22 protein-coding genes and 1 pseudogene are annotated in these 25833 nt (G+C 49.8%); 20 read left to right on the plus strand and 3 right to left on the minus strand.

The window, feature by feature from the left end; translation table 11 throughout:
- The first annotated feature begins 162 nt into the window (after positions 1-162).
- The 19 genes and pseudogenes from J1779_RS05660 to J1779_RS05750 all read left to right on the plus strand — a co-directional run bounded on the left by J1779_RS05660 (position 163) and on the right by J1779_RS05750 (position 22210).
- Positions 163-1395 carry a hypothetical protein gene (locus tag J1779_RS05660; protein WP_217203054.1) on the plus strand — a complete coding sequence of 411 codons (1233 nt, stop codon included), beginning with the start codon at positions 163-165 and terminating at the stop codon, positions 1393-1395.
- A complete protein-coding gene (locus J1779_RS05665; protein ID WP_217203055.1) occupies positions 1392-4817 on the plus strand; it encodes an ImcF-related family protein in 3426 nt (1141 codons plus the stop codon). The genes J1779_RS05660 and J1779_RS05665 overlap by 4 nt, the downstream gene beginning before the upstream one ends.
- The gene (gene tssA / locus J1779_RS05670; RefSeq protein WP_217203056.1) at positions 4817-6409 is read left to right on the plus strand and encodes a type VI secretion system protein TssA; all 1593 of its coding nucleotides are present in this window, start codon (positions 4817-4819) and stop codon (positions 6407-6409) included. Before J1779_RS05665 ends, tssA begins: the two co-directional genes overlap by 1 nt.
- 22 nt (positions 6410-6431) lie before the next feature.
- A complete protein-coding gene (locus J1779_RS05675; RefSeq protein ID WP_217203057.1) occupies positions 6432-7691 on the plus strand; it encodes a PAAR domain-containing protein in 1260 nt (419 codons plus the stop codon).
- A gap of 1622 nt (positions 7692-9313) precedes the next feature.
- A complete protein-coding gene (locus J1779_RS05680; protein WP_217203058.1) occupies positions 9314-9589 on the plus strand; it encodes a hypothetical protein in 276 nt (91 codons plus the stop codon).
- Positions 9590-9941: 352 nt separating this feature from the next.
- Positions 9942-11204, plus strand: coding sequence for a PAAR domain-containing protein (locus tag J1779_RS05685; RefSeq protein WP_217203059.1), 1263 nt, complete (start codon positions 9942-9944; stop codon positions 11202-11204).
- 14 nt (positions 11205-11218) lie between these two features.
- Positions 11219-11635, plus strand: coding sequence for a hypothetical protein (locus J1779_RS05690; protein ID WP_217203060.1), 417 nt, complete (start codon positions 11219-11221; stop codon positions 11633-11635).
- A gap of 121 nt (positions 11636-11756) precedes the next feature.
- Complete coding sequence (locus J1779_RS05695) at positions 11757-12191, plus strand: DUF1240 domain-containing protein (RefSeq protein WP_217203061.1); 435 nt, start codon at positions 11757-11759, stop codon at positions 12189-12191.
- A gap of 58 nt (positions 12192-12249) precedes the next feature.
- Positions 12250-12444 (plus strand): annotated as a pseudogene (locus J1779_RS05700) (PAAR domain-containing protein); the annotation flags it as partial.
- A 6-nt stretch (positions 12445-12450) separates the two neighbouring features.
- Entirely contained in the window at positions 12451-12885 is a 435-nt protein-coding gene (locus tag J1779_RS05705) for an immunity protein TsiR (RefSeq protein ID WP_217203063.1), read from the plus strand.
- Between the two features lie 474 nt (positions 12886-13359).
- Positions 13360-15123, plus strand: a complete 1764-nt coding sequence (tssF, locus tag J1779_RS05710; RefSeq protein ID WP_217203064.1) for a type VI secretion system baseplate subunit TssF — start codon at positions 13360-13362, stop codon at positions 15121-15123.
- A complete protein-coding gene (gene tssG / locus J1779_RS05715; RefSeq protein WP_217203065.1) occupies positions 15087-16172 on the plus strand; it encodes a type VI secretion system baseplate subunit TssG in 1086 nt (361 codons plus the stop codon). Before tssF ends, tssG begins: the two co-directional genes overlap by 37 nt.
- Positions 16105-16683: a type VI secretion system lipoprotein TssJ gene (tssJ, locus tag J1779_RS05720; protein ID WP_217203066.1), complete on the plus strand. Its 579-nt coding sequence runs from the start codon at positions 16105-16107 to the stop codon at positions 16681-16683. Before tssG ends, tssJ begins: the two co-directional genes overlap by 68 nt.
- Positions 16683-17120 (plus strand): type VI secretion system baseplate subunit TssE, encoded by a 438-nt coding sequence (gene tssE / locus J1779_RS05725; protein ID WP_217203067.1) that lies wholly within the window; start codon positions 16683-16685, stop codon positions 17118-17120. Before tssJ ends, tssE begins: the two co-directional genes overlap by 1 nt.
- Before the next feature lie 11 nt (positions 17121-17131).
- Complete coding sequence (locus tag J1779_RS05730) at positions 17132-18514, plus strand: VasL domain-containing protein (protein ID WP_217203068.1); 1383 nt, start codon at positions 17132-17134, stop codon at positions 18512-18514.
- Between the two features lie 64 nt (positions 18515-18578).
- Positions 18579-19049, plus strand: coding sequence for a hypothetical protein (locus J1779_RS05735; protein ID WP_217203069.1), 471 nt, complete (start codon positions 18579-18581; stop codon positions 19047-19049).
- Positions 19050-19599: 550 nt separating this feature from the next.
- On the plus strand, positions 19600-21024 hold the full coding sequence (locus tag J1779_RS05740; protein WP_056780090.1) for a cytochrome ubiquinol oxidase subunit I: 1425 nt from the start codon (positions 19600-19602) through the stop codon (positions 21022-21024).
- A gap of 2 nt (positions 21025-21026) precedes the next feature.
- On the plus strand, positions 21027-22034 hold the full coding sequence (gene cydB, locus J1779_RS05745; protein ID WP_136374751.1) for a cytochrome d ubiquinol oxidase subunit II: 1008 nt from the start codon (positions 21027-21029) through the stop codon (positions 22032-22034).
- A gap of 11 nt (positions 22035-22045) precedes the next feature.
- A complete protein-coding gene (locus J1779_RS05750; RefSeq protein ID WP_217203070.1) occupies positions 22046-22210 on the plus strand; it encodes a DUF2474 domain-containing protein in 165 nt (54 codons plus the stop codon).
- A gap of 59 nt (positions 22211-22269) precedes the next feature.
- On the opposite strand, the gene J1779_RS05755 is transcribed toward J1779_RS05750, so the two are convergent.
- Entirely contained in the window at positions 22270-22746 is a 477-nt protein-coding gene (locus tag J1779_RS05755) for an OsmC family protein (protein ID WP_217203071.1), read from the minus strand.
- Positions 22747-22855: 109 nt separating this feature from the next.
- Between J1779_RS05755 and J1779_RS05760 the strand changes: the two genes are divergently transcribed.
- The gene (locus J1779_RS05760) at positions 22856-23515 is read left to right on the plus strand and encodes a GntR family transcriptional regulator (protein WP_238485076.1); all 660 of its coding nucleotides are present in this window, start codon (positions 22856-22858) and stop codon (positions 23513-23515) included.
- Positions 23516-23576: 61 nt separating this feature from the next.
- Here J1779_RS05760 and J1779_RS05765 read toward each other — a convergent pair whose 3' ends face one another.
- Together J1779_RS05765 and J1779_RS05770 are read right to left on the minus strand one after the other, a co-directional pair.
- Positions 23577-24155, minus strand: a complete 579-nt coding sequence (locus J1779_RS05765) for a TetR/AcrR family transcriptional regulator (protein WP_056780083.1) — start codon at positions 24153-24155, stop codon at positions 23577-23579.
- Positions 24156-24202: 47 nt separating this feature from the next.
- Positions 24203-25699, minus strand: coding sequence for an MFS transporter (locus tag J1779_RS05770; protein ID WP_217203072.1), 1497 nt, complete (start codon positions 25697-25699; stop codon positions 24203-24205).
- Positions 25700-25833: the final 134 nt, after the last annotated feature.

Here is a 25833-nt window from a genome sequence, read left to right on the forward strand (position 1 = left end):
CCTTAGTCTACTTTTCCACTTTCTAAACTAAAAGTTTTATAGATCAATTTTATTAAAAAACTAATACTTGCTGCATTTGTAAATGATTTAAAATTGCTAGTTAATATGTACGTGTATTCAGACAAACCCCATAATTTGTTTCCATTTTAATCCGAGTCACTCATGCCCGTTAAACTCAATACCGTCCCTGCCGCGTCTGTGCGTCCTGCTCCACCAAAACCTTTACGCTGGTTAAGTGCATTGGTTTGTCTGATTGGAGCAGGAGTATTACTGATGCGCTTTTTTGGAAATCTGGTGGGAAAAACGTCTTTCTGGTGGTTTGCCTTAGGCATTCCTGCGGTTTTCTGGTTTACGCTGATGATTTTTCGTCTGGCTATTTATCTTATGCAACAAATTCAGGCTAATGCCTGGGATAAGAGGCGTGAGCAAGTCATTTTGCACGGAGTTCGCCGTGGGCGTCGGGCGTTGCAGATTTTGGCCGCTGATTGTATTACCGCGCATAGTAATGATGAGCAATTTGTCACAGTGGCGGATGCGTTACTCAATAATGAAAACAAACTCTTTCCTCAGACGTCGTGGGAGGAAGAAACCAGCATCCGCCATAGCCGCCTTCCTGTTTCTGAGGAAATGTCACAAGAAGCGCTGATCTCGAACTCTTTTGATCGTCTCCTCATTAATCTGGCTGAGCAGTTTTCTTCCCTGCCGCCTGAAAACCCTGTGGTCATTTTATTTGAAACTTCCTGCTCATTGCCTAAAGAGCATGTGCAGGAAATTTGGATGCAAGCTTGGCAGGCCAGTGAGATCTGCCAGCCTGTCAGCTTCATGTCAGGCCACGGCCTGAGTGTCATCGATCACTGGTTAGATCATCGCATTAAAAGTTATGAACTGCTGCTGATTATTGCCGTGCAGATTGCGCCAAAGACATCGGCAATGAGTGCAGAATCTGTCGTGAGTCTTTTGCTGGGAAATCGCCTCACCCAGAAAACGGTGTGCCCGCTCGCGCTGTTACACCGTCCGGAGGGCTCTGCACCACAGCAAACACCGTTACAGGCGGGACTTTTGCAATCCGCCGACTGGGTTCCCTTAGTTCCTGATGAAATACAGCACCTCTGGATGGCTGAAATATATCCAGAAACTGATGCATATCTTAGTGCAACTGCCGCTCAGGGAAAGCCGCCGTTGCTCAATATTACTCAAGCTTCATCAGTACATGATTTTAATTCATTTCTGGGTGATCCCGGTATCGCTGGCCCCTGGCTGGCTATCGCCGCTGCCGCTCTGGCCATGAGGAGTCATTCCGCTCCACATATGATCCTCAGTGGCGAACATGGCAGTGACACTGTCTGGAGTACCGTCGTATCCCCTGTCGCTTCTCACAAGGAGAATAAAGCGTGAAGCGTATTGCCCTGCCTGTTAAAAAACCAGAAATTGGGTTCTGGACTGTCATTCTGTTGTTCTTAGTCGCTGGCATGGTTCTCTGCTGGCTGGCCTGGCAGCACCCGGAACATATAGGTTTAGTACAGGGAACGCCTGAGCGCGATCTTTGGCTGACCGGTCTGATAGTCGGAACCTCCATCCTTGCATGTTGTGCGCTGCTGTCGTTTTTTGGCACAAGACTCGCAGGAAAAAAGCATTTTGATGAAATTCTCAAACAAGCCCAGGGAGATGATAATCCTTCGCCTGAAAAAACGATTACACCGGAAGAGAAATCTGTCACTGCGCTAACTCAACTCAAAACCCGCCTGCGCCGCCGTTATGGCCTGTTCTGGCGTTACAAAGTCCGCCTGCTGATGGTCGTCGGTGAACCGGAGCACATTACAGCACTGGCACCTACTCTGGCACTTCAGGGCTGGCTGGAAGGTCAGCGCACCGTACTTATTCACGGTGGCAGTCTGCATGAAGCCGGTGATGACTCTCGTCTGTATGAATGGCGGAAACTGCGTCACAACCGTCCGCTGGATGGCATTGTCTGGGCCGTCACCGGATCGCAAAGCAAAACGCCTCAGTGGATGGATGACGGACTGCGTTCGCTTGAGAAAACTGGCGAAGCTTTACGTTATCAGCCGGCAGTGTATCTGTGGCAGGTTTGTGAAAGCGACTGGCCGCAGGACGAACGTATTGAGCAGCCGGTCGGGGTTATTTTCCCCGCCAATGCCACTTCGCAGGCGGTAGAAAGCCAGCTGAAATCGCTGATCCCCCTTCTTCGCCAGCAGGGGATGCAGCAGATATTCACCCGACAGTCACACGATTTTCTGCTGCGTCTGGCGCAGTCGCTCGGCGAAACCGCTGCTGCCCGCTGGCGTCAGTCCCTGACACCGTGGTTTGCCGACTATGCCGCACGCATTCCCCTGCGCGGCCTGATGTTCAGTCTGCCACAGGCTTTAAACGTTCCGGCAGTCGTACACGAGAAAACCTGGACACCGTCTGCCAGCTGGCAGAGCGTGATGGATGACTGTCGCTCCGCTCGCGGTCGCCGCGTCGGTCTGCCGTGGGAGCAAACGCTCTGCTACGGTGTGCTCGCGCTGATCGTCCTGTGGGGTATTGGCAGCGTGGTGTCGTTTTCTGTGAACCGTCATCAGATGGTCAGTGCAGCGGAACAGGCGCAATACCTCGCCACACCTCACCCTGTGTCCGATGAGCAGCTGATTGCCTTGCAGGCTCTGCGCAATGATATCGGTCGTCTTCAGACTCGCGTGACTCAGGGCGCACCGTGGTATCAGCGTTTTGGTCTGGACCACAACGCGCAACTGCTCACCGCTCTGCTGCCATCGTATGGCAACGCGAATAACCGTCTGATTCGCGATGCCGCGGCTGAAAGTTTGCAGCGTAAGCTCAACGAACTGGCCAGCCTCCCGGCTAACAGCCCGAAACGGGCTGCGCTGGCTAAATCAGGTTATGACCAGTTAAAGGCCTATCTGATGATGGCTCGCCCGGAGAAGTCCGAGGCCGCGTTTTACGCCCAAGTCATGAAAACCGCCGAGCCTCTGCGAACAGGGGTATCCCCTGGGTTATGGCAAAGTCTTGCACCCGACTTATGGCAATTTTATGCCATTAACCTGCCCGCTCAGCCGGGCTGGAAGATTCAGCCGGATAGCTCACTGGTTTCCCAGTCACGGCAGGTTCTGCTCGGGGAGATCGGTCAGCGTAATGCGGAAAGCACGTTATATGAAAACATGCTGCTATCGGTGCGCCGTAACTATGCGGACATGACGCTCGTCGATATGACGGGCGACACTGACGCACAGCGCCTGTTCCAAAGTGATGACGTGGTACCCGGGATGTTTACCCGCAAAGCATGGGATGAACAAATCCAGCAGGCGATCGATAAAGCCGTCACCGCACGTCGCGAGGAAATCGACTGGGTATTAAGCGACAACCGACGGGCAACGTCTGAAGACATTTCTCCTGAAGCGCTAAAAAAACGTCTTACCGAGCGGTATTTCACTGACTTTGCCAGCAGCTGGCTCAACTTCCTCAATGGCCTGCAATGGAACGAAGCGAAAAATCTGTCTGATGTGATTGACCAGCTTACCCTGATGAGTGACGTACGCCAGTCACCGCTCATTGCCCTGATGAATACACTGGCATGGCAAGGTCAGACGGGGCAGAAAAATGAAGCGCTCTCAGACTCGCTGGTGAAATCTGCTAAGGCGTTGATGAACAAAGAAGCTCAACCCGCTATCGATCAGCACGCAAGCGGTCCAGTCGGCCCCCTTGATGAAACATTTGGTCCCCTGCTCGCCATGATGGGCAAAGGCAACGTGCAAAATATGATGTCATCAGACATGTCGCTTAGCCTTCAAACCCTGCTGACCCGTGTCACCCGAGTACGTCTGAAACTCCAGCAGATCGCTAACGCTTCAGATCCACAGGAAATGACGCAGGTGCTGGCACAAACCGTATTCCAGGGCAAAAGCGTAGACCTGACTGATACACAGGAATACGGCAGTCTTATTGCCGCCAGTCTGGGTGAAGAATGGAGCGGATTCGGCCATACCCTGTTTGTTCAGCCACTGACTCAAGCCTGGGAAACGGTGCTTCAGCCCTCCTCTGCCAGTCTGAATGAACAGTGGAAAAACGCCATTGTCGCCAACTGGAAATCGGCGTTTGATGGACGCTACCCGTTTGCAGCCAGTAAAAGCGATGCTTCCTTGCCGATGCTGGCCGAATTTATCCGCAAGGACAGTGGCCGCATCGACAGCTTCCTGACCCGTGAACTCAGCGGGGTTCTGCACAAGGAGGGGACGCGCTGGGTGCCGGATAAAGTCAACAGTCAGGGGCTGACCTTCAACCCTGAATTTCTTAACGCCATCAACCAGCTGAGCCAGATCTCCGACATTTTGTTCACGGACGGCAGCCAGGGAATGCGCTTTGAATTGCTGGCCCGCCCGGTACCCAACGTGGTGGAAACCAACCTCATGATCGATGGACAAAAGCTTCATTACTTCAACCAGATGGAAAGCTGGCAAAGCTTTCGGTGGCCGGGGGATACCTATAAACCGGGCACCATGCTGACCTGGACTTCAACCTCCGCCGGTGCCCGCTTGTACGGGGATTATCAGGGAACCTGGGGCCTTATCCGCTGGCTTGAGCAGGCTAAACAACAAAAGCTGGATGAAGGCCGATATCAGCTGACGTTCAACACCTCAGACAAACAGCAACTGCAGTGGATACTGCGTACCGAACTGGGTAAAGGCCCGCTGGGTCTGCTGCAACTGCGTAACTTCACGTTACCGGCGCAGATTTTCCTGATTCAGGACAATCCCTCCGTTTCTGAACAACCTTTTGATCCCGATGCAATCGCCGAGGAGCCGTAATGGCCACATTAACTACATTGCTTGCCGCCTGCGCGGCAAAGCCTGAATCGCTTTTACCTCAGGCAGAAAAACAGGCTGCCCTTTGGGATAAATGGTTGCAGCCTGTTACGCCGGATCAACCCGCAGGCGAAGATCCGGGTTACGACGACGACTTCCAGCAGATGCGCGAAGAGGTCAATAAACTCTCCGGGGCGGATACGACCCTGACCTGCGAACTGGCAGAAAAACTGCTCGCCAGTCAGTGTAAAGACGTCCGCGTTGCCACGTACTACATCTGGGCGCGCCTTCATCGTGATGGCGAAGCCGGTCTGGCTGACGGACTTTCCCTGCTGGCCGGGCTGATCGCCCGCTTCGGGGAAACGCTGCATCCGCTTCGCGCAAACAGCCGCAAGACATCACTGGAATGGATCGCAGGATCCCGCGTGCTGGACAGCCTGTCGCTCTATCCTGAAGTCGATAAAACGGATTTTGCCCGCATCGTTGGCGCACTGGCGTTAATTGAACAGGGTGTTAGCACCTGGAATGACTCTTCACGGCCAGAACTGGGTGCGCTCTATGCCGCACTGGAAAACCGCCTCGCTCAGTCGGGCGGGATGAACGCCGTCGTCCCGCAAACCAGCGCCTCGTCATCACAGTCAGAAAGTGCGGGATTATCCCCTTCCCTGCGTGCTGTACAGTCAGGACGGGACCTGCTTGATCAGGCAAAAATGCTGGCAAAATACCTGCGGGATCAACCGCAAGGCTGGCTCTCAGGGCACCATCTTATTAAGAGCGTTCGCTGGGACACTGTGCACGAACTGCCGCCGCTGGATGCCAGTGGCCGCACCCGTCTGTTGCCGCCCCGCCCTGAATATCGTGCACAGCTTAAGCGTTTGTATCTGCAACAAAGTTGGGTGGAGTTGCTGGAGCAGGCTGAATCGATGTTTGCTGAAGGCGTTAACCATTTCTGGCTCGACGTGCAGTGGTATTTGCACCAGGCACTCAGCAAAGCCGGCGCACCTTATGAAGGCTGGGCTACCTGCATCACGCAAGATCTGGCGCTGTTCCTCACCCGTTTGCCGGGTCTGGAAAGTTTGTCATGGAGCGACGGCACGCCGTTTGCCGATGAAGTGACGCAGGGCTGGATTAACCAGCAGGTGCTGGGATCCGTCTCTGGCTGGGGAAATGAACCCGCGGCATGCGTCGCGTCCGGTGAGGATGACATCCTGCTGCTGGAACCCGAAGCCCTGGCACAGGCAGACAGCGACGGGGTGGAGTCGGCTCTGACCTGGCTTCAGACCAGGCCAGGCATCCACACTGACCGCCACCAATGGCTGTTGCGCTTAGTGATGGCGCGTGTGTCGGAGCAGTACGGTAAAAATGATATGGCGCTGCATTTGCTCAGCAGCCTTGACAGTGACAGCCTCTCACTCACGTTGCCGCAGTGGGAGCCGGGGCTGGTATTTGAAGTCAAAGCGCGCCGGCTGAAATTACTGCGTATGAAATCGCAACGAGGCGACGGAGATAAAAACCGCATGCTGAATGACATGGACACCCTGCTCAGCGCACTGATCGCCATCGACCCTGCCCGCGCCGCCGTGTTGTGCGGTTAGAACTCAATAAAGGACTTTCACTATGGCAAAAGGTTATTACTTAGTTTTGGGGGATAAAACCACCTGCGGAGGAAAAATCCTCAGCGGTGAACCTACTCACACCATCATGGGCAACCCCGTTGCCCGGGAACAAGACCCTGTCACTTGCGGCAATCATCCTGGAATTTATAAGATCATCGGGCATATTCCTGGTGATTCAATAATGGGCCGAAAATTTGCTGGTACGTTACACAGCAAAAGCAGTTGCCCCTGTCAGGCTAGATTTGTTCCGTCGATGGTGAATGATGCGTATGACTTCTCAGGTAGTTCATCGGCAGAAACTAAAAATCCTTCCGACACGAAAAAATCAGTGCAGTCCTCTTACGTCACTGGCGAAACCACTAAGTCGGGATTTGTTCCTGATTACCCTGCTACCTCATTGATAAATACGCATACGTTGCCTGATGATCGTGTCCGAGCCATGCTTGAAGCAAGAAATCAGGACGTGATGTTACTTACCGCAACAGAAGGTTATGAAATTTTAGTATATTGGAATGTGTTTAAAGAAGGATGGGTAGATATCACTCAATCAGGACCAGGGCAAATTTTAGTCAACTATGGACTAAATGGAAGAGATGCAATAAATACCTCTTTAGTAATATCAAAATTAGGTAGTTTTGGCCTGCGTGCTACGACTTTTGTCAATGAAAAAGGAACAGAGCTAATAAAAATTTCAGGCTACGCTGGCATTCGAAAAATATTGAATGCTCCCTTGTTTTCGCTAAAAAACCCAAAGGTTGTAGACATTGGCATCGGAAAGTATGGGCTGGCAAAATCAGTAATCGAAGGTGCAAGGCTAACTATATATGTTGCTACTGCATACAGAACGGTTGATTTTATTTTAAATGATCAAACGACTTTAGCGATGTTTATTGGTAGTCTTGCTACCGATGTTGTAAAGGTTGGTATTGTTTCTGCGACTGTATGGGGGGTAGGGGCCCTTATTTCAATGACACCTTTCGTTGTTGGACCCTTAGTTGTTGTAGTTGTTATCGGCTTTGGGACTGCTTGGTTACTCAACTTTATGGATGAGAAGTTCGGTATAACTGATAAAGTAGTTAAATATATCGAATCAGCTCAGCAAGAGTTCGTTTGGAAAGCAAGGCAAATAGAAAAAGGCATTTGGGATTTAGGAACAATGTATGCCGAAGAAATGCTTGAAGTCGGAGTGGAAGTCATCGAAGAACAAGTAATAAAATATTTGCGCTCAACCATTCACAATGTAAATCCTCAGGTGTATTGATCATGTATGATGCTAAACACAGATTTTTCGCTTTTTTGGGATTGCTTTTTTTCTTATTGCTTACCTCAACGATCTCTTTTTTTGGATTTGAATCGCTCCTGGGATATTTTGATAATTTGCCGACTTTCACTTTTTCCTCATGGAGTGTTTTCGCAGCGCTATCACCTCTCGTCATAATTCCATTTCTACTCATGATAATACCAGTAATTATAAGAGGAAAGCAGATTGAAATTAAGGCAGGTAAAAGGCTATTGATTTTCTCACTAACATCATTAGTTCTAATTATAATTATAATGTTTGCCTTTTCATTTATCTATAAAACTTTTTTAAATAACAAAGGTTATGTAGAATGCATTGAGACTCCAATGGGCTGGACACCAGGAATGGCAACTAAATACTCTATCAAAAAAAGTTATTGTGTAAAGTAACCTACGGACGGGATAACCATGGTAACAGTTGAGATTATTTTTATAATGTTCTTCTACACTAGAAACTGATCGATTATTTTCATGGCTATCTCTTTCGGATTTATTTAACTCATTCCCTTAAAATTACATTGTATATTGTGGCAGCATACAAAATTCTTGATTGTATTTAAATAATTAAAATACACTTTCAACATACATTTATTCTCTTACAGCTGATGTATTAAAATCGCAATAGCACCTACCATTTCATTTATGGTTTGTTGAAAAGCGCGAGAAATGGAAAATGGATTTTGGGACTTGGGAGCCATGTTTGCCGATGAAATACTTATAAAAGGTACAAAAGTCATTGAATCAGAAGTTAGAAATTACCTAAGATATGCTCTTAGTGGAATAAACCTTAGAAAATATTGAAATGAAAACAAGATCGGCCGCATCATTGTATATAATATTAAGCACATCTTTATTATCTCTGTATTTATGGGTTCATGAAATAATCGATTATCTAGAATTTAGGCATGTAATCACTTTTTCATGGATGTCTATTGGTTTGGTATGCATCCCTATTATTTTCTCTTTTCCAATTTATTGGTTTTTTTAGACTGTATCTATGAAAGAAAAGTAGCAATCGAGAAGATGGAAAGGATAATTCCCTATTTTAAACAGTTATGTATGCTCCCTTTCATTTTAGTCATACCCGTTTCATTGGGGTATATCACTATCTTAAAAAACAAAGGGTATGCTTCATGTCAACAAACCCCCTCAGGCTGGATGCCTGGACTGCTGAAAAATATGCTATTAATAAGGAATTGTGTGGAAAGTGAACTAGTAAGAGAGCGTTAGATTATTTTTTCAATGTATTGCGAAGGAGAAGCGGAAAGAAAACACAAGAAAAGCAAACAAACAAGGATATTGAAGGAAAGGATTGAATAATAAAAAAAATACGGCATAACACCGGTGATTTATTTATTATATGCAATAATAAAAACTTTCCTTTTTTGAGATTTATACTTTCCTCAGGATTGTTTGCCTCTGTTTTTACACTGTGATTTATTTACAATCTTCATTGATGGGTTTAAACTTCTTGAAGAGTCTTAAGATACAAACTTCAAAATTGAGATTCTGAAGTTGGGGCACTTGGTGACTCTTTATCACTTTATTCTGTTGGAACAGTAGATGAGTATCTTGGGGGGTTTTATGAGCTTTAATAAAAATAATAAATACATTATTCGTTGGGGGTTTATTAGCCTTGTTGTTATATGCTATTTTTTTGGTCTAATAGGAGCTTCATTTTCATTATCAGCTTTCATAGAAAATCAAAGTATGCAGATTTCTGGTCCTGTTAGCGTAGGTGAATACTCAGAAACAATAGATTCTTTAATGAAAGCCACCGATAATATATTCTATGTGGCCACCATTGGATTCATTATATGCGTGCCTTTGATCCTATTAATTTTTAATCGAGTTAGATGATTTAAACGCATTTTTACTGGGGGCATTTTTATGCCGAGCCTATTACCGATTAACGGCAAATAATATTTTATTATTTAAATACCCCTCCAAAATTTGTTAACGCAAAAGAGCCGTTCTCTATCGTCAAAGAATGTTATTAAGATGACTGATGAAATTTAAAAGATTATCCGAATGGGAAAATGTTGACCATAAAGGTCTAAGGATCTGTAACTAACGGTGTGTCAACAAGTAGGAATTACTGGAAGATGACGGATGCTGATCCCAATGAACAACTTACTTAACGCATTAATAGCCATCGACCCTGCCCGCGCCGCCGTGTTGTGCGGTTAGAACTCAATAAAGGACTATCACTATGGCAAAAGGTTATTACTTAGTTTTAGGCGATAAAACCACCTGCGGAGGAAAAATTCTTAGCGGTGAACCTACTCACACGATCATGGGCAACCCCGTTGCAAGGGAACAAGACCCTGTCACTTGTGGCCAACATCCCGGAATTTATAAGATCGTCGGGCATATACCTGGTGATTCAATACTGGGTCGAAAATTTGCTGGTACGTTACACAGCAAAAGTACTTGCCCCTGCCAGGCAAAATTTGTTCCGTCAATGGTAAATGACGCGTATGACTTTTCAGAAAATCCCTCTTCAGCAACGCAATCTTCAGCACAGTTGAAAAATCCGGCCCTGTCTTCATATGTCACTGGAGAAACCACAAATTCTGGGTATGTGCCAGATTATCCTGCGACTGCTTTGATTAATACACATACGTTGCCTGACATGAAACTTAGAGGAATGCTACAAGCGAACAATCAAGACATAGCTCTGCTAACCCCTGAAGAATGTATCGAGGTACTAAGCTCATGGGGAACATATAAGAGCGGATGGCTTCAGATAACACAGTCAGCTCCGGGGGCATTTATAGTCAACTATGGTACAAATATGAAAGATGTAGTCACTACTTCTATGATTATTTCACAACTGGGTAGTTTTGGCATTAAAGCAACAAACTTTACTAATGCTAAGGGTACTGCGTTGATTAAAATAAGTGGATATCCGGGTGTTAGGAAGATATTGAACGCTCCTGTTTTTGCTGCTAAAAATCCTAAAATTGTAGATTTAGGAATCGGCAAATTTGGAGCTACAAAATCAATTATAGAAGGAGCCAGAGTTACATTTTATGTGGCTGCAGCTTACAGGATTATTGACTACATTTTAAACGATGAAACTTCACTTTCTACTTTCATAGGCTCTCTGGCTACAGATATCGCAAAAATTGGAATTGTCTCAGCCATTACCTGGGGAACACAATTAGCCGCTGCTTCCCTAACAACTTTTGTGGCAGGGCCGTTAATTGCTGCTGTAGTTGTAGGTTTTATTACAGTCGTTGTCTTGAATGAATTAGATAATAAATTCGGCATTACTGATAAGTTAGTAAAATATATAGAATCAGCCCAACAAGAATTCGTTTGGACGGCAAGGAAATTAGAAGAAGGCATCTGGGACATCGGCGCGATGTATGTAGATCAAATGCTTGAAAAAGGTGTGGTGATTATAAAATCAGAAATAATGAGATACTTGCGAGCATCTCTTCAAGAATTAGCTCCCCAAACTTACTAAACAAATGGAATTGTATGAAAAAAAAATTGATTGCACTTTTAGTTACTTTAATTTTTGTGATTGTTATACCAACAATTTCATATTATCAATTCATTGAATGTGCCCAATACTTTACATATAACACAGAGATCATATACAGTAGATTTAGCATAGTGGTTATTCTTGCTCCAATTATCACAATTCCTTTTTCCATTCTAGGGTTTTATATTATTCTCACTGGAGAACTAGCTCCTGAAAAAATACAAAGAAATATAAACACCTTCGTTATTTATGCATTTATTTTCATTTTTTTATCAACTATCATTGCTTCAATGCTGTACACCCATTACATTGAAAGCAAAGGCTATTACAGATGCAAAAGCACTCCTATTGGATGGTCTGCAGGAACTGCCATTAAATTTGTAATTGATGAGAAACTTTGCTTCCGATAGATAATACATTAAAAAACTCAATGAGTTTAAACGCATGAAAATCATGTTATTTAAATGAAATAGGCATGTTCTTCATTTTCAATAACTCAGACATTCTTACTCGTATAATACAGGTATACTAATGACATATAACATAAAACAGCGGGTGTTATCATTATGTGGTTTTTTGTTTCTTGTAATAATATCTATTTCAGTTTTTTATGCTGGTGTTTATTTAATCTCAAAATATAATAATTATTCTCCAACTATCATTTTTACTGAATGGGGGGTTTTTGCAGTATTCTTTCCTCTTTTTTTTATGCCCTACGCCCTTATGTTAACCCCTGTTTTTATTAATGGTAAAAGCATTTCTGAAAAAAAAGCAAAAAAGCTAATAAAAACATCCCTCTGCTTTTTGTTACTCACCGCAATATCAATGGTTTTATTCTCCGCTTACTATAAGGAATCATTAAAACAAAGAGGATATGTTGAATGTCAAGGAACGCCTTCTGGATGGACTCCAGGTATGGCGACCAAGTATACGATTAATAAAAATTATTGTATAAAAATAGATTAACTATTGAGTCTTTGATTCATCACGCTACTCGACTGATTTTCAGCAAAGGAATATTGACATGGCAAAGGGTTATTACTTAGTTTTGGGCGATAAAACCACCTGCGGGGGAAAAATCCTTAGTGGTGAACCTACTCACACCATCATGGGCAAACCCGTTGCACGTGCGCAGAAACCTGCGACCTGCGACCTGCGACCTGTGACCTGCGGTCAGAATCGCGGAATTTATAATAAAATCGTGCTGATTCCGGGAGATTAGATAATGAAAAATATCATATATTTGTTATTTACTGTCACGGCGATCTTCTCAATTATACAGTATGGGAAACCCAATATTGTTGTAAGAAACGATACGGATAAGGTAATTTCTGTTTATTTAAGCATGGGTAGACTCGGGGTTGAACCTGATGTAAGCGAGGCCAAATCAGCTAATCAACCCCAAAAATTACTCGCTGGCGAGTCTCTTCAGATACCCCTGTCACTTTCCGATTTACTTACAGATAATGAACAGATCTACCTGGGGTGGAAAGTCAACGGGATGATTAATTCGTCAAAAAGAGTTGGTTACAAAATTTTCGATTTCACCCAATCAGAAGGGAGTTGCGCAGCAAAAATATTAGTAGGCAAACATGAAGAGACCCTAGAGTATACTCCCCGTTATTTTTGTTTTAAATTCCTTAAATTAACATCGAACTAGTTTTGGTTAACTGAGGGCTTAATGGACGAGATGCAATAAACACCTCTATGAGGGTAAAAGATTTTTAATCTCCGGGACGCCCTGCGTGATTTACACTTAACATAGGATGTCAAATATCTCATTTAGTGCTGTTACCATCAGGTTATACTTTTCGTTAATTAAAAAATGAATCAGTTAAACAGCATCGTAGAAACACTCCGGAAACAATGAGTGTATTAATACAAGTCTTTTTTATAACAGACATGTGGCGTAACCATTAACAATGTATAATCCTTGAGAAATTTATTCTATCTCTCTGCGATAGAAAATGAAGCGTGAATGTTTTTGCAATGAAGTTAATTAAATTATTGATTGGCATTATCAAACCAATTTAATATTATTTATTCTAATTCACACTCTCACAATGCAATGCATAACGAAAAAACATGAAACATAAACATCTATATTTGGATAATTAGATTTACTGAGAATCTTATGGAAGACTTAACCCTGCGTTATTTTGACGCTGAAATGCGTTATTTGCGTGAAGCGGGCGAAGAATTTGCCCGTGCGCATCCTGACCGCGCTGCCGGATTGAATCTGGACAAAACCGGTGCCCGTGATCCTTATGTAGAACGCCTGTTTGAAGGTTTTGCCTTCCTGATGGGACGCCTGCGTGAAAAACTCGACGACGACCTGCCTGAACTGACCGAAGGTTTAGTCAGCCTGCTGTGGCCACATTACCTGCGCACGATCCCTTCCCTTTCTATTGTTGAATTCACCCCTGAATGGCGGGGAATGAAAGAGCGAATGGCGGTGAATAAAGGGTTCGAAGTGCTCTCCCGCCCTATTGGCGAGCGGGCTACGCGTTGCCGCTACACCACGACGCAGGACATCGAACTGTTGCCGCTGTCGCTCAGTCGCGCCGTGCTGGATACCGAACCGGATGGCCGCTCGGTGGTGAGATTGCGCTTTAACTGTGGTGAACTGGCCGACTGGAGCAAAATCAACCTGAGTCATCTGCCGCTCTATTTTGATGCCGATGCGCCGCTGGCCTGCGCGTTACATGAAGCGCTGACACTCAACACTGCAAAACTGTGGATCCGCTTGCCGGGTCATACCGACCGACAGCCGCTGGACGCTTATTTTGCTCCGCAGGGGTTCAGTGAGCAGGATCAATTGTGGCCGAAAGGTGACAGTGCATTCAGCGGCTATCAGCTGTTGCTGGAATATTTCACCTTCCGCGAAAAGTTTATGTTCGTCGCCCTTAAGGGTCTGGAAAACGTCGAATTACCCGCTGAACTCGCCTGGTTCAACATTGATGTGGTGCTGGAAAAACGCTGGGATCACGATTTCTCATTCTCAGAAAAGCACCTGCGCTTGCACTGCGTACCGGTTATCAATCTGTTCCCGCTCGAGTCCGACCCCCTGTCACTCTCATCGCTACAGACCGAATATTTGCTGCGTCCGATGCGCATTCAGGACGGTTATACCGAAATCTACTCAGTGGATTCGGTGGTGTCGTCTAAACATTCCGGTCATCAGATATACGTACCTTTCACCAGTTTTCGTCATAAAGGGGGAATGCTGCGCCATGATGCGCCGGAATATTATTACCACACCCGCGTCAAGCGCGGTCCTTCTGGCCTGCACGATACCTGGCTGGTGCTCGGCGGCGAAGCCTTTGATAACCACACGGTGCCCGATAACGAAAATCTCTCTCTGAGCCTGACCGGAACCAACGGACAGTTGCCGCGCAAATCATTGCAAAGCACCGTGCTGGACACTGCCGTGAAATCAACCGGCGCCAACGTTCGGGTGCGCAATTTGTCCGTGCCATCAATGCCGTGCTACCCGCCTAACCGTGACCGTTTTCACTGGCGGGTGCTCAGCCATCTTGGCAGCAGCTTCTTATGGATGATGGACAGCGCGGAAGTTCTGCGCGGAACACTTGCCCTGTACGACTGGACCGAAAGCGAAATGAACCGCCGTCGGCTGGAAGCCATTGCTGATGTTAAACACAGCGAGATTGAGAGGTTCGAACGCGGGTATCTGCTGCGTGGCGTACACATAGAAATTACCCTCGACAGCAACGGTTTTGCCGGTACCGGCGATATCTGCCTCTTTGGTGAAATGCTCAGCCGATTTTTTGCGCTTTACACAGATATTCATCTGTTTAACCGCCTGACCCTGATACTGCAACCCACAGGAGAACGTCTGGAATGGGAAGAGAATCACAAACCCCGCATTCCCAGTTGAATGCCCGGCTTGCAAGGGATATCGCAAAGATTAACTTCTTTCGGTTTTGCCAGTTACTCGAGAAATCCGGCACATCTCCCCTCGGCGGCACCGCGAATCCGGCGGACGACCGGGTGCGTTTTCGGCCCCATCCGGGGATGGGGTTCCCGGTCAGCGAACTGAAGTCGCTGGAAACCGATGCAGCACATGTCGATGCGCCGCCGACGGTACGCACCACCTTTATGGGGCTGTACGGCGTCGATTCACCTTTACCGACATCCTATATCGATGACATCACCCAGCAACGCGAAGGACATGAGGCGCTGGAAGGTTTTCTCGATATTTTCAACCATCGCATCATGACGCAGTTTTATCGCATCTGGCGCAAATACTCTTATCCGGCCACGTTCGAAGCAGGCGGTAAGGACAATACCTCGCAAAGCTTGCTGGGGTTGATCGGGATGGGTATCCCCGGTTCCCAGCAGCATTTTGCAACACCTACCTCTCGCTTTCTGGCGTTGCTGGGTGTCATGCGCCAGCCGGGGAGAACGGCTGAAGGCGTACAGGCGTTGGTTCGCTTGCTGGCACCTGAAACCCGGGCTGACGTCACGCCGCATTGCCTGCGTACGGTACGCATTACTTCTCCAATGGCGTTTGCAGATGAAGGTGCGCAATGGATGGAAGGCGACACGGTGATGGGAGACGAAGGGACAGACGCCAACAGCCAGTTGCTGATTTCACTGCATACCTCAGACACCACTGAAGCCGCCGAATGGCTGCCGGATGGCATGATACTGGCTGATTTTATGGTGCTGTTGCGCGTCTATTTGGGCTGGCGTTACAAGGCCCGCATACAACTGACAGTTCCCTCTCATCTGCTGCCTGCACCGATTTTAGGTGATTCGCCAATCAGGCTGGGTCTGACCGGCGTGCTTGGGCTCGGCGATGGGCCCCCGTCGGACGATATACCCGAATATTTTACCGTTGAATTGGGCCACTACCATGGAATGGCTCCTTATTTGCATCAGGAAGGAAAGCAACGTGTTATTAAATACCGCGTGGAAAAATAGAATTGTCCTGCCAGCATTCGCCTTAGTTCTGGGCGGCTGCGGGCTGACGCAGACTGTGACTGACGGAACGGTATCTGCGACGAAATCCCTCTTCTATAAACAGATCAAAGTTCTGCATCTGGATTTTACTGCCCGTGAAGCCCTGAATACCGACGCCCAGGAGGCAAACTCAGCGTCAGAGCCGGTATTAGTGCGGATTTATCAATTGCGCGACGATAAAAACTTCCAAAAAACGGTATACCAGCAACTGGCCGTTGACGGTGACGATGCCTTAAAAGATGAACTGCTGGCCAGCCGTAATGTGGTGGTTAAACCCGGCACCGCTGCATCGTTAGATATGCCGATGGAAAAAGACGCTAAATTCGTCGCCGTCGTCGCCCTGTTCCGCCACCCTGATATGGAAAAAAATCACTGGCGTTTGATTCTCGCCCGTGAGGATTTAGATCCAGATAAAGCGCGCATCATTGAATTGGGTGAAAACCACCTGACGCTGCAGGCGGTGAAGGACTGATGCCACTTTCCCGCTCTCCCTCACTCTACGAAATGCTGCTCGGCAACTTTGCCGGTGGCCTCGACCTGCATAATGTCAGCGAAGAGAATCAGGTGATCCTGTCGGTACTCGATAATATGCAGCGCATTCTTAACTGTCGCGCCGGCACCCTCAGCCATCTGCCGGATTACGGCCTGCCGGACATGAGTAAGATCCTGCAAGGGATGCCGGGTACGGCGCATTCATTGCTGAACGTCCTGTCAGAGACGCTGCTTAAGTACGAGCCACGCATCAAAAAACTGCACGTCATTTTACTGCCGCAATCCACACCAGGACATCTGGAATACGCCATCGACGCCGAGCTGAAAGAGCTCGGCTTAGTGCGTTTCGGCACAGAATTTATGCCGGAAGGCCGGGTGCTGATGCGCCACATGAAACAGCAGAATTACGTCAGTTAAGGAAAACAACCATGTCTATTGAACGCCAGCTGCGCACCGGGGGCGACCCGCGTGCGCTGCCTGATTACGCCGTTTTACGCGAAGAGCTCAGCAAATTAACCCATCCGGCGCGCCCTGATGTGAACTGGAAGAGAGTCGAACAGCTGTGTCTGAACCTGTTCCAGCAAAACGGTATCGAGTTGCAAACCGCGTCCTGGTATACGCAGGCCAGAACGCAGCTTGTCGGGCTGTCCGGGCTGAATGAAGGACTGGCGATCCTCGAGGCGCTGATCTCCCGTCAGTGGCCCGGACTCTGGCCGCAGCCGGTTCACGCACGTATGGAAATCCTCACGGGTCTGAGCCAGCGCCTGCAGCAGATTTTGCGCAGCATGACGCTGGAATATGGCGATCTGCCGCAAATCTATCAGGCAGAAAAACTGATCACTTCATTATGTGACGCCCTGCAACGCCTTGAACTGAAACATGCCAGCCAGCTTGCTTCGCTGATTACGATTATGCATGGCGCGGCGGTGCGGCTGGAGAACATGCATGCCACCACCGATGCACCAGTGGTCCTTCCGGCAACGGCGAGCCTGACACCTGATGACCTGTCCCACAGAGCATCTGAGCCCTGGGTGTATGTCGCGCAGGCTGAACCCGTTACGCCGCAGGTGGTGATCTCTCCGCCACCGGCACCTCAGCGCCCGATCCAATGGAAAGGATTTATCGCAGGCGTGGTGATCACCGTGCTGGCGGGCAGCGGCGTGAAGGCGGGCATCAACGCCTTTTATTCGCCTTCCACCAGCGAGCAACTGATGGCGACCTTAAAGGGGATGCCGAAACCGTTGAACGCGCCGTCACTCAATGCGCTTAAACACCGCGAGGCTGAGATGCTGCGCCGCGAAGCCCCGCAGATTATTGCCGCAACGCAGCAGCAAACCCGCCAACTGGCATCCCTGTCGCCGGTCTGGGCGCAGGATACCGGTGCGCAGCTGGTACATCAGACACAGGTACTGTTGCCGGACAATCCGGCGGCAAAACGCCTGGCGCAGGAATGGGCAGATAACCTTAACGCCCGTGCCTTCCCGCTGGAAAATCTGACAGGCTGGAACTCGGCCAACACCCAGTTGCAGCAACTGGCAGACAAACTCAACGGCCTTGATGAACAACGCGGCAAATACATGACCGTCTCACAGCTTAAATCCTCGGTGTTTGCTATCCAGCAGGCGCTGAACAGCTCACCGCCGGTCGAAGAATCGCTGCGCAAACTTGCCGAGGCAAAACAGCAAAACAAGGACGCGTCTGCGCAGCTGGTCATGCAGCTGGATAACCAGTTCACGCAGTTGCTGAACCGCTATGCGTTGCTGACGCAAACCCCGCCAGAAGCCGATAAAAAGGGTAACGGGGCTCACTGAAGCACGGGCGCTGTTGCAGTAGCAAAACATATGATGATGAGCCATTTTAAATTACAGAGGATGTATGTCAGCAAAAGAGCGGTTTTTAAAGAAGTTGCAAGACAGTCAGCCGCGCAGCGGCTCATTTGCCAATAAAGGTCAGGCAGATATTGCCGAGTTCCGGGAACGGATGAACCTGCTTCAGGAAAACATGGAAGAGTGGCTGACGGGCACCGGCATCCGCGTTGAACGCACCGATGTCTCACTGGTAGAACTTCTGATGGGAGGCAAAACCTTCAGCGTTCCGGGGATCCGGCTGCAATACGAAGATAAACTGGTGAAATTCACGCCTGTCTTTTTGTACGGGCAAGGCGTGACAGGCTGTTTGGAAACCAGCCTCAGCGATCAGGGCCACATCTCTATTTTATGCCGGTTGTTTATGCGGGCGGGCGAAGTCAGCCACTGGACCTGGCGCCCGGCAAACGCCTCCACCGGGCCGGGTGGTACATTCGATGAAGATGCCTTTTTCGAAATGATTGCGGGTTTACTACCATGACGCCTTCGGGCGTCATTTTTTTTAGCAGCACTCACTGAGTCAGTCACACAAATGTAAAAAAATGCTACAACCGTTACCCCTTTTGATGCGAATATCATCAAAACCGATGACATAAATTTACATTGCATTAAAATCAGAATGCGCTGAGGCCCCTGTTGATTTAACTTTTTTGTTACCAATTTTGCACACAACAAACCATTACAGGATGCAGGGAAATTACATTTGAAAAACATCAAAACTTTTTGATCCAGATCAATGCAACAACATGCCCTCTTCCTTTTTGTGGATAATCCCCCCTGCTGCCCGTTTCCCTCTCATTTAGTTTTTCTGCCCCGGCGTTTTAACCGCCGCTAAAGTGTTTCAGCGACTACTTTCCCTGCGAAACCGTCCCTGTTAATGCCTTTGTTCATTGTGGTTAAATCGCCCTCTCGCAAAACCCCGTTGTACTTTCCTTTCATTCAAGACTTCACCTGCGAATGTCAGACATCGCCGGTTCCCGTGCCGGTGCCTGTGTTTGGAAGGAATACCTGACGCACAAAAAGAGGTTGTTATGTTTGGTCTTGATGCGCTTGAACTGGCCCGGATCCAGTTTGCCTTCACCGTCTCTTTTCACATCATTTTTCCCGCAATCACCATCGGGCTGGCCAGCTTTTTGGCGGTTCTCGAAGGGATGTGGCTAAAAACCAAAAAAGAGGCTTATCGCGATCTGTACCATTTCTGGTCGAAGATTTTTGCCGTTAACTTCGGTATGGGCGTGGTGTCCGGCCTGGTGATGGCCTACCAGTTTGGTACCAACTGGAGCATGTTCTCCTCGTTTGCCGGCAGCATTACCGGCCCGCTGCTGACTTACGAAGTGTTAACCGCGTTCTTCCTGGAAGCGGGTTTTCTCGGCGTCATGCTGTTCGGCTGGAACCGCGTCGGCCCCGGCCTGCACTTCTTCTCCACCTGCATGGTGGCGCTCGGCACGCTGATGTCGACGTTCTGGATCCTCGCCTCCAACAGCTGGATGCAGACCCCGCAGGGCTATGAGATTGTTAACAATCTGGTCGTTCCGGTCAGCTGGATGAAGATCATCTTCAACCCGTCGTTCCCGTTCCGCTTAATGCACATGACCACGGCGGCGTTCCTCGCTTCCGCCTTCTTCGTCGGTTCTGCGGCGGCCTGGCATTTACTGCGCGGTCGCGATACACCGGCAATCCGCACCATGTTGTCGATGGCGATGTGGATGGCGCTGATCGTCTCGCCCATTCAGGCATTTTTAGGCGACGCGCATGGCCTGAATACGCTGAAATATCAGCCGGCTAAAATCGCCGCCATTGAAGGCCACTGGGAAAATAAAGACAACAAACCGACGCCGCTGGTGCTGATTGGTTATCCGGACATGAACCGTGAAGAAACCCGCTACGCGGTTGAAATCCCGTATCTGGGCAGCCTGATCCTGACGCACAGCCTGACGCATCAGATCCCGGCGCTGAAATCTTTCCCGAAAGAAGACCGCCCGAACTCATCCGTCATCTTCTACACCTTCCGCATCATGGCTGGCCTCGGCATGCTGATGATTTTACTGGGTGTGCTGAGCCTTATCCTGCGTCGCGGCGGCAAAATGTATACCTCTAAAGCCTTCCTGCGCTTTGCTTTTCTGATGGGGCCTTCCGGTCTGCTGGCGTTACTGGCGGGGTGGATTACCACGGAAATGGGGCGTCAGCCGTGGGTGGTGTATGGCCTGCTGCGCACCAAAGACGCGGTATCCAACCATAACGTGCTGCAAATGAGCGTCAGCCTGATCCTGTTCATCGTTATTTACTGCTCGGTGTTTGGTGTCGGTTACGGCTACATGATGCGTCTGATCCGCAAAGGGCCACAGGCGCATGAAGGCGAAAGCGTTGACCACGGCGGTCCGGGCCAGCACCGCACGCCTGCGCGTCCGCTGTCTGCCATCAAAGAATCACTGACCGACGACACTAAGGGAGCTTGATAATGGGTATCGACTTACCGCTGATCTGGTTTTTGATCATCATCTTCGGCGTGATGATGTATGTGGTGATGGACGGCTTCGACCTGGGTATCGGTCTGCTGTTCCCGCTGGTGAAAAAAGAACACGACCGTGACGTGATGATGAACACCGTTGCGCCAGTCTGGGACGGCAACGAAACCTGGCTGGTGCTCGGCGGCGCGGCGCTGTACGGCGCATTCCCGCTGGCCTACTCGGTGATTCTGGATGCGCTGACCATCCCGCTGACCCTGATGCTGTTCGGCCTGATCTTCCGTGGCGTGGCCTTTGAATTTCGCTTCAAAGCCAGCCCGGCCAAACGCCACGTGTGGGATAAATCCTTTATCGGCGGTTCCGTGCTGGCGACGTTCTGTCAGGGCGTGGTGCTGGGCGCGGTGATCAACGGTATCCCGGTGGTAAACCGCACTTATGCCGGTGGCGCGCTGGACTGGCTGACGCCGTTCACGCTGTTCTGTGGTTTCGCGCTGGTGGTGGCTTACGCCCTGCTTGGGTGCACCTGGCTGATTATGAAAACCGAAGGCGAATTGCAGGAAGCGATGCATAAGATCGCCAAACCGCTGCTGGTGGTATTCCTGCTGGTGACGGCGGCGGTCAGCCTGTGGACACCGCTCTCTCACAGCGACATCGCCACCCGTTGGTTCTCGCGTCCTAACCTTTACTGGTTCCTGCCGGTCCCGGTGCTGGTGGTGCTGGTTTCTGCGTGGATGTTCCGCGCCATCAGCAAAAATGCGCACCACGCGCCATTCTTGCTGACGCTGGCACTGGTGTTCCTGGGCTATACCGGTCTGGGTATCAGCATCTGGCCGAACATCATTCCACCGTCCATTTCCATCTGGGAAGCGGCTTCACCTCCGCAAAGTCAGGGCTTTATTCTGGTCGGCGCCCTGTTCATCATCCCTATTATTCTGGTGTACACCTTCTGGAGCTACTACGTGTTCCGCGGGAAAGTCACACCGGATCAGGGTTATCACTGAGGAGTAACCTGATGAATCTGATTCAAAAGATGGATGAGAACGTCATCACCAAAGCCCCGTTCTGGAAACGCGTCGGCTGGATGGCCGTCATCTGGGGCGGCAGCGTACTGGCGCTATTTGTTGTGGCAACGGCGTTTCATCTGCTGATGTTTGCAGCGGGAATGAGAAGTCATTGAGTGAACAGAGTCCGGCACTGTGCCGGACTCTTTTTTTTAGCATGGCGTTCTGCCGCCCGTTAAGACGCTGAACAATACCTAATCACCGGTTCACACAGTACCGGGAAGTTCAGCGAATTCGCGATAAAGCACAGTTCATGTGCGCGGTGATGCAGTTCCTTCGCGAGCTGAATATCATCACCGGCACGGATCGCAATGTCGGGTTTGAGTGTGATACTCGTGAAACACCCTTTCTCACCGTCTGTCATGACCCCTTCAGCCTTATCGGTATAAGAATCAACACTGATACCCGCCTCGGCGCATAAATGCAGATACCAGAGCTGATGGCAGGCTGAAGCCGAAGCCACCAGCAGGTCTTCAGGGTTCCAGCGCGCGGCATCACCCAGAAATGCCGGGTCTGATGAACCGGCAATGCTTTGTTTCTTCCCTTCTGAAATTTCATAATCGCGGCTGTAAGCTTTATAGGATTCGGTTCCGCGCCCCTTGTTGCCTGTCCATTCAATGTTGACCTGATAATGATGCTCGCGATGTGCCATAGCCGGTGCTCCTGTCGTTTCTAAGTGGGGATACTGAGGGGTGGAGAGGGATAGTTCTCCCTTTAATGCCAAAAATGGTATACCATTATTCCATAATGTACAGGAGAAAATGATGACGCTGAAACCCCAATCCACCGCCGAAATGCTTGCCGGATCACTCAGGAAGATGATTAACAATGGCTCACTGCCTGATGGCTCGCGGCTGGTAGAAAGGGATCTGGCCAGCCAGTTTGCTGTCAGCCGTGTTCCGATGCGGGAAGCTATCCGGCTGCTGGAGCAGGAAGGCATGGTGGATATTTTCAGAAACCGCGGGGCGGTGGTCAGAACACTGTCTGTTGAGGATATCGCTGAGATTTATGAACTGCGGGCTTTACTGGAGGGGGAAGCGATATTTAACAGCGTGCAGAATATGGATGCCGAAACACTGGCCAGAGCGGAACTCACGCACACACTGCTCGGGAATGCCGAAGACGCCGACAGGCAAGGAGAGCACAACCGTGAGTTTCACGGTCTGCTGTACCGCGGATGTCAAAATAAGCGCCTGCTGGCGATGATCGACGAGTTACGTAATCAGATAGAAAGGTACGAATATTTTCAGCGCAGACTGCTTTCAGACACTCAGGCATTTCAGCACGAACATGAATTGATTCTTAATGCGTGCCGGGAAGGCAATGCAGAGGCGGCACGACAGGAAACCTTCCGGCATATTGAATCTGCCGGAAGAGTGCTAAAAGAGTTCATCAGTAAGGGGATTTCGGCTCAGAAATGAGTGACTGCCCGAAGCCGATGTTCCGGGCCACTGCGGTGGAAGAAGCCGCCTGGGAATGGGGTTATTTCTCCAGCACCAGCGCCACAAAATCCAGAATATCGTCCATCGCTTCCTGTCGGGCTTCGGCAGAAGGCATGACGATCAGCTGATCGGAATAGCCATTCATGATCGCGGAAAGCTGGCGGGTGACCCGATCTGCGTTGGCCGACCGGAAAACCCCTGCCTCGATCCCCGCGCGGATAATTTCCGCCAGCAGTTCCAGCCACTTATGCACCATCAGCCGCGCCAGTTCGGCATAAGCCTCGTTATGCGCCGCCAGTTGCCACAGCGAGCCGTAAAGCTGCCAGATATCACCCTGCGTATCCGGCAGATAATTACGCACCAGCGTATGCAGTTTTTCCTGCGGATGCAGCGTCGCAATTTCTGCGGTGAACTCTTTCAGTTCCGCCAGCATCACCACCGATAACGCTTCAATACACAGCGTCTGCCAGTCACGAAAATAGTGATAAATATGGCTGCGCGAAATGCCCACGTGCTCGGTCAGTTCGCGCGTCGTCACTTTCTCAATCCCCTTTTCGATAAAGAGACTGATGGCACCGTCAAGAATTTTAGCCCTTAACGCCTCCTGATTTTCTTTCATCATCCATCCTGTGCTGGCCCTGAGCAACCGCTCTTGCCCGCATTTTATCAGGAAGGCAGACGTGCGCCCAATGACTTACGTAATACGATTTTCACCACAATCACGGTGGCGATCACCAGCAGGGCAGCCGACACCAACACGGCCATAAAGGCCTGGTCGAACGCAGCGCGGGCGAGGCTGCTGATTAAGGAGGCGTGTTCCGGGCTGAGATGGCTGGCCAGCGCCAACGCTTCGTCGAGGCTGTCATACGCGGCATCACCGCTCACCAGCCCTGCCGGCAGTTCCAGGCTGCGGCTGTAAACCGCGGTCATCAGGCCGCCCAGCAAGGTCACGCCCAGCACACCGCCCATTTCCCACGACACATCTTCGATAGCGGCGACCATGCCGGCTTTGTCTTCCGGTGCATTAAGCATGATGGACGTTGAGGCTGCCGTTACCGCACCGCCCAGACCAAAACCGAGAATGAACAGGCTGATGAGTTGCAGTAAGGTTCCGGCATCAAACACCAGCGCATGCATCACAATCCCCAGCGCCGACAGCGCAAAACCGCCAACCATTATCCTGCGCACACCCACTCGCGGGATCAGCATACCCGCCAGCGGTGAGGCCAGCGCAGAGGCCACCGGGATCGGCAGAATAAACATGGCGGCCATAAACGGCGACAGCCCGAGCACCAGCTGCAACCGTTGGCTGAGCACCAGTTCGATACCGATCAGCGCAATCATTGACGTGATCGCAACACCCACACCACAGGCAAACGCCCGGTTACGGAACAGCGAGAAGTCGATCATCGGCTGCAAGGCCCGCTGCTGTCTTCTGGCAAAGAAGCCGAGGAATATCACCCCTGCGGCCGCCGCGCAGACGATCACCAGCCATGAAGAGTTGATATGGCTCAGCTCTTTGAGCGCGTAAATCACCCCGACCAGCCCCGCCATCACCAGTGCGGAGCCGATAAAATCACAAGGCCGTTGTTTATTACCTTTGCCACGCGGGATCAGCGCCAGCGCGAACGGGAAAACGGCCAGCACAACCGGCACGTTAATCAGGAATACCGAACCCCACCAGTAATACTCCAACAATACGCCGCCGATCACCGGGCCGAGCGCAGCGGCACCGGAGGCAACGGCGGACCAGATGCCGATCGCCAGCGCCCTTTCGCGCTCATCGGTAAACACATGGCGCACGATCGCCAGCGTTGCAGGCATCATCATTGCCGCCCCCACAGCCAGGAAAACGCGCGAAGCGATCAGCATGTCAGCGGACGAGGAAAACGCCGCGCACAGCGAGGCCACCGCAAACACCGGCAGCCCGCACATAAACAGATTTTTGTGGCCCAGCCGGTCGCTGAGCATTCCCGCGCCGGGTAACAGCCCCGCGACGACCAGCGGATAGGCATTCACTATCCATAATTTTTCCGAGGACGATGCACCCAAAGCCAGCGTGAGGCGCGGCAGTGCGGTGTATAAGACCGTCATATCAATGATGATCAGGAAAAGTGTACTGGTGACAATGGCAAGGATCAGCCAGCGGTTGTGGGAAAACATAAAAGCCTCTGAAGTTTTTGAGCACTTGCTCAAGCGCGAAAGGTACTTGAGCGCCCGCTCAAAAGCAAGGGTATCAGCCGGTCCGTTGATGAATGATTTACCCTGCGCAGGGTGCGCAAAGGCAGATACCTGAC

The organism is Rahnella rivi, from assembly GCF_019049655.1.
GTDB classification, from domain to species: Bacteria; Pseudomonadota; Gammaproteobacteria; order Enterobacterales; family Enterobacteriaceae; genus Rahnella; species Rahnella rivi.